Source organism: Anaerorhabdus sp. (genome assembly GCF_036657415.1).
Classification (GTDB): Bacteria; Bacillota_I; Bacilli_A; order Erysipelotrichales; family Erysipelotrichaceae; genus Anaerorhabdus.
In genome coordinates, this window is record NZ_JAVXGL010000100.1 from 1 (window position 1) to 6,221 (window position 6,221).

Annotated in this window: 7 protein-coding genes; 4 read left to right on the forward strand and 3 right to left on the reverse strand. The window is 28.8% G+C overall.

The window, feature by feature from the left end:
- Positions 1-331 (forward strand): LytR/AlgR family response regulator transcription factor (locus RSB60_RS10420; RefSeq protein ID WP_332616189.1); only part of this gene is annotated, 331 nt, incomplete at its 5' end.
- Positions 328-1,629 carry a sensor histidine kinase gene (locus RSB60_RS10425; RefSeq protein WP_332616191.1) on the forward strand — a complete coding sequence of 434 codons (1,302 nt, stop codon included), beginning with the start codon at positions 328-330 and terminating at the stop codon, positions 1,627-1,629. The genes RSB60_RS10420 and RSB60_RS10425, both read left to right, overlap by 4 nt.
- A gap of 285 nt (positions 1,630-1,914) precedes the next feature.
- Here the strand turns inward: RSB60_RS10425 and RSB60_RS10430 are convergent, their stop codons facing one another.
- From RSB60_RS10430 to RSB60_RS10440, 3 genes are all read right to left on the reverse strand, one after another.
- On the reverse strand, positions 1,915-2,883 hold the full coding sequence (locus RSB60_RS10430; RefSeq protein ID WP_332616193.1) for a Gfo/Idh/MocA family protein: 969 nt from the start codon (positions 2,881-2,883) through the stop codon (positions 1,915-1,917).
- 69 nt (positions 2,884-2,952) lie between these two features.
- Positions 2,953-3,405, reverse strand: coding sequence for a hypothetical protein (locus RSB60_RS10435; protein ID WP_323381947.1), 453 nt, complete (start codon positions 3,403-3,405; stop codon positions 2,953-2,955).
- Positions 3,406-3,416: 11 nt separating this feature from the next.
- The gene (locus RSB60_RS10440; RefSeq protein ID WP_332616195.1) at positions 3,417-4,691 is read right to left on the reverse strand and encodes a sensor histidine kinase; all 1,275 of its coding nucleotides are present in this window, start codon (positions 4,689-4,691) and stop codon (positions 3,417-3,419) included.
- Positions 4,692-4,955: 264 nt separating this feature from the next.
- Here RSB60_RS10440 and RSB60_RS10445 point away from each other — a divergent pair, with 264 nt between their 5' ends.
- Together RSB60_RS10445 and RSB60_RS10450 are read left to right on the forward strand one after the other, a co-directional pair.
- A complete protein-coding gene (locus RSB60_RS10445; protein WP_323381945.1) occupies positions 4,956-5,513 on the forward strand; it encodes a thioredoxin family protein in 558 nt (185 codons plus the stop codon).
- A gap of 48 nt (positions 5,514-5,561) precedes the next feature.
- Positions 5,562-6,182 (forward strand): DNA-3-methyladenine glycosylase family protein, encoded by a 621-nt coding sequence (locus tag RSB60_RS10450; protein ID WP_332616197.1) that lies wholly within the window; start codon positions 5,562-5,564, stop codon positions 6,180-6,182.
- Positions 6,183-6,221 lie beyond the last annotated feature (39 nt).

Below are 6,221 nucleotides of genomic sequence, written 5' to 3' on the forward strand. Positions count from 1 at the left end.
TGAAAGTCTTACTCTTACGATTCATAACGCTCAGGGAATTACGCGTGTAAAGTTAAATGATATTTATTATATAGAATCACTAACACGTACAATTACAATACACACTGCAACAAGTCAACTTGCGATGACTGGTAAAATTAGTGAAATGGAAGAAAGTATAAAGGAATATGGCTTCATGCGTGTCCATAAAAGTTTTATCGTTAACTTTAAATATGTTAAAAATATCTTTAAAGATATTATCACGCTTGATAATAATGAAACTATTCTATTAAGTAAACACAAATCCAAGCAGGTTCATGATGCCTTAATGGCTTACATTCAGTCACGATGAAAATACTTATTTCAATCGGACTCGCTGCAATGGAAACCTTTCTTTGTATATTTATTCTAGACAACCTGCTGTCTAAAAAAGATGCATTAAAAAAAGAAAGAATTATCGCAATTGTTATCTATTTTTCATTTCAGTTTTTAACTTATATTATTGATTTCCATTTCTTTTCAACAGCGATATACTATATTGTCTTTACGTTAATTATTAGTTGCATTTTCTACTACAATGATTTACGAACTAAACTTATTACTACAAGTTTATTTGTAACATTAAACTATGCAGCAAAACTATCCGCTGCTCTTATTTATCTTGAAACAACAAAAGAATCAGTTCCAAGCAATGCCTTTGATTTAGTGTTGAATCCTATTACACAATTTACTGCCTGTATCATTGTCCTACTCATGATTCTTATTATTCTATTTACACGTAAACTGACTAGTAAACCATTTCAATACATCATTGACTTTATTTTGTTTATTTCCCCTATCGCAAATTTATATTTAAGTATGAATATTTTAAATCAAGCTAGTTCTACGATGCTTTACATTGATATTTCAGTACTCTTATTTTTCTATACCTTCTTCTTATTCTTCATGGTCGATCAATTAAATTATAATAGTGAGAAATCATTTCACCTTGAACTACTTGAACAACAGATGCAACTCCAGACTCAACACTTTAAAGAACTATCTGCCTACAATCAAGAAATTCGTTCAATTAAACATGATTTAAAAAATCATATTAGTATGATTCGAGGATATTTACAAAATAATCAAATTAATAATGCACTTGATTATATAAATCGTTTCGATGAAAATATTCAACAAATATCATCGCTTGTATTCACTGGTAATAACACCGTTGATATTCTATTAAATCAAAAGATGTTTCTTGCTAAGCAAAACAATATAAGACTTGATTACAATATATTAATTCCTAATCAATTTGATATCCCTGATTTAGATTTATGTATTATTCTTTCTAACTTGTTTGATAATTCAATTGAAGCAACTTTTAAAGTTGATGATAAATATATTGAATTAAAAATGAATATTTATAAAGAACAATTGTTTATTTCCTTGTCAAATTCATTTGATGGATCAGTTAAACAATCTTCCAATCAGTTTCTATCTCTTAAGAATGATAAGAATACACATGGGTATGGTATCAACAATGTAAAACGAGTTATCGACAAACTTCATGGAACCATCACGTTTCAATATGACGAGAATAATTTTACCGTTAATATCCTCATGCCGATTGCAAAGACAAATCAAGCCTATCAAATTAACAAGTAATAAAAGTTATCTAGGAACTACAATATTAGGTTCTTATTGGGATGGATATTTATGGCAATACGCAAAAAATACAACAGTACTAAACAATACATATGATCAATACACCTCCATAAGGAGGCGATACTGTTATTTTTGACGCTAATTGTGGAGTCAATATGAAAAGTCCTTCATTGACATCGTGACAACATAAAGTAAAAAACATCTCCATAAAACAATAAATAGTATAATAACTTTTCATTATTATTCATTGAGTAAACATCTAAAATGACTTATCACATGGATAAGTCATTTTAATTGCTTGAGTATATTTTCTATCACACTTGTTATTTTTACATTATCATCATTAATTGTATTATCATCTTTAAAGAACTCTATTAATTCTTGCATAAATCCTCTTAGATATAAGTCTTTTAATGTCCCTGATGCAGGTGTATAGTTTTCGCGATAAACACGGTCTTCTTCACTTAGTGTTTGCCAATTATCTTCAATAAAATTATTTTTATGAACAACAAGTTCATTCAATTCAATACTTTGAATAAACCCTCCGTCAAGTGTGCAGGTAATACCTTCACTTTCTCTAGTCCATGGCGCTCTATTTTCTAATGACAAAGTTCCAATAATACCGTCATCCATTGTCAACATTAAAGTATAAGATACTCCATTACCAAATTCATTCTTCAATGCTGTTATGTGCTTGATATCACCAAACAATGTTCTAAGCAAATCCAAATAGTGAATCGCCACTGCATACATGAAATCACTATCTGTTTCACAGAATGCACTTGCATCAACATTGAAATGCGCCTCAAATGATCTTACATAGCCTAAATCACCTTGTTTGATATATTCCTTCATCTTTCTATAACAAGGGGCATAGCGCTTCATAAATCCTACAAATACAGGTGTATTCATCTCATTTGCACAATCATAAATATCCTTCGCCTGTTCAAGGCTTAACCCACACGGTTTTTCTACAAAAACTCGCTTACCTGCTTTTATGCACTTCATAACTAAACTATAGGCTTCTTCCATAGGAACAATAATAATTACATAATCACTTTTTGATTCTTTCAACATTTCATCAACATTATCATAAACACATGCATGAATACCTAAATGTTCTAATTCACTCAATGCTTTTTCTTTTGAGTGCGTTGTTACTGACTCGATATGTACACCTAAATGTTGTAGACAAGGATAGATATTCTTTTTTGCATGTCTTCCAATTCCAATTATATTTACACTTTTCTCCATAGTAAAACACCTCTATTTCTATACTACTTTAAGTGTAGCATATTTATAGAGGTGCCATCTTCTCAATGATTAATTTTTTGAAATAATTTCTGCTGAAGCAAATTCGTACATGTATACAAAGTATATCTCAAATTTTTCGAATTCAATACGTACATAATCATTTATCATCAATTCATCAAAGATTTCTTGATAACTTTGATTATCATGTAAGATATATAAGTAATTCTCATTGATATATTTTACTAAGTAGTAAATATCTAAAAACAGATTTTCTCTACTATATTCGCCCTCATATTTTGATACAGTGATACTAATTGATTGAAGAATTTCATCTTGATGATTAACGGTGACTTGCAGTTCATTATTACATTCACTCTTCGAAATATAACTATTACCCTTTTTTTCAAATGAACTATACATCATTAAAATTTCTTCAAATTCGTTGATGTCAGCGCTTATAAATGAGTTAGCCTCATAAGCATAAGCGCTAAATGTATTACCATCCAGTTCTTTATGATTCATGATACGCTCTCCTATTCGCTCTCCATAATTGGTATGATTATGGTACTTACTATTGTATCATTGATGTCAACTTTGTAATAACCTTCATATTTATTAACGATACCCCGAACTATTTGTAGACCTAATCCATGGGTCTTTTTATTTTTCTTACTTGTCTGTGTAAAATCGATTAACTTGTCTTTATTATAACTATTTTCTATTTTTAAGATGAAATTAAATTCATTTTGAAACAAAGATACACATATTAATTTATCATTCACATCACGCTGTGCTTCTATTGCATTATCCAAAAGATTCACCAGCAAAATACAAGTATCTACTTCATTCATTTCAATTGTAATTTTACTCGCCACTACTTCAAATTTAATATCTTCATTTAATGCGATTTTGTTACTTAGAATACTATCTACCACCACATTCCCAGTCCAATAACTTATCTCAATCATATTTGTTTTTTCAAGCATAGACTCAATGAACTGACTCGCCTTCTCATATTCACTATTATTTAGGAAAGAATATGTTGTCGATAAAACATTTTTTATATCATGTTTGATTTTCCTTAATTCTATTTGATTACATTGAATATCATTAATCCAATCTCTTTGAAGTTTTTCATATTCTCTTTCAATTTCTAAATACTTCTTTTCTACAAATAAATGATTGTAATTAATGATCAAATTAAAGAATAATATAAATACTATTATGGAAATAAGCGAAATCAATACCAGGGAGTTTCTAACTTCTCCATTCAACATTGAATAAGTAAGAATAATGCTCTCAATCACAAATAAGATAAAAAGAATTGTAACTGCATAAATTGTTCGATTTTGTTGCAAGGTTGATAAAATAGGTTTCTTTACCCGTGAGCGAATAAAAAATAATGGTAATGCTTGAATAATCTTATTTATGATACCAATTTCCAAATAAATAGAAGAATTATTCATAATTTCTTCTATTGGCATATTTATTAAGAGAACCAATGTATTTAATGTTATTATTTCAACCATTGCACTGTATACAAAATAAACAACAGCTATAACAAAGATTTTCTGATTCATTTCTTTTGTAACACAATAGGAAAAAAGTAAGCAAATAACTAAAGAAAAAATAAATGAAGTATAAATCAACATATTAATTTCATAGACAAATACAGTAATACTTACAAAAATCATTAGTGTTAAAGGATTTAGCTTAAATTCTCCACGATATTTATAAATACTTTTTAAGTAACAAAAAAGTGTAATATACTCAATCATAACTAGAAATATTAAATACAATAGCTTCATCGACTAATTCAGCTTTGATTCTTAAAGTAGAACTATTATCATTAGATTTGATGATTTGCCTTTAAAACTAGGTCTATTTAGTAAAATCAAAGGTTACCCCTTTCAAACAGGAACTTAAATTTTCTTTATTTGTACCATAATTTTATTTCAACTTCAATGAATATGGTATAAAATAACAAGTATAGTATTCATTCATGGAACGCTATATTAAGTAGTTTAACCCATGTGGCTCATACTATATCTATCATAAACAAGGAGAATACAATGAAAAAGAAATTGATTACACTTTTAAAATGTTGTTTAGTTGCATTCGTCGTAGCTGGATGTTCAACAAAACCTAAGGTTGAAACTTTAACTATTACAAATATTTCTACCCAAAAAGCTGATATGACAAATTATGATATTAAAGCAGACAGCAATAACTTCTATGATTTAACTTTTGAACAATTTGAAACTTTATTGAATGAAAAAGGAAGCGGTATTGTATATCTAGGATCACCTGGATGCCCTTATTGTTTAGCTGCTGCACCATTACTTAATGACTTAGTAAAAGATTATGGTACCTTCGCTTATTCATTATCATTTAATGATGATGCGCAAATTATAAAATTTGAAACAGATTATTTTGCTGATTTCTTATCCGAAGATGAGGCTGCAAATGGCTTACAAATTCCTCATGTAATTATTATTAAAGATGGTAAAATTCTTAGAAATCATCTAGGTACTGTACCTACTCATAATGCCCATGAAAGAGATATGAATGATGCAGAGAAAAAAGAGTTAACAGGTATTTATCAAGAAATGATTGATTTACTTAAATAGTTAAGCTAAAGAATGCTATAATATCTAGCATGAAAGTTGGATAACTAAATGTATTTTGATTATAGCGAAAAAGAAATGAATTACTTAATAAGTAAAGATAAAAAACTAGGTCAAGTGATTGAGCAACTTGGATTTATTCAACGTGCTGTTCATCCTGACCTTTTTTCATCCGTTATTCATCATATTGTTGGACAACAGATTTCTACAAAGGCACTTACTACCATTTGGCAAAGAATGAACGATACATTACTTGTAATAAATGTGGATACAATTTTGACACTTTCAATAGATCAACTTCAAGCCTTTGGCATCACTTTTCGTAAAGCCCATTATATTCATAATTTTGCTCAGATAATTAAGAACAAAGAATTGGATTTAAATGTTCTTACCACTTTATCTGATGATGAAGTAATCGAAGAACTTATTCAAGTAGAAGGTATTGGTGTTTGGACTGCCGAAATGATTTTATTATTTAGCTGTATGCGAAAAAATATATTTAGTTATCATGATCTTGCGATACATCGTGGTTTACAACTTGTTTATCACCATAAGAAAATCAATAAAAAAATGTTTGAAAAATACCGCAAACGCTTCAGTCCTTATTGTTCAGTTGCAAGTATATATTTATGGGCAGTTGCGGGAGGCGCATTAGAAAAGGAGCTAAAATGACATATACAACAACTTATCATTCACCACTTAGTATTATTA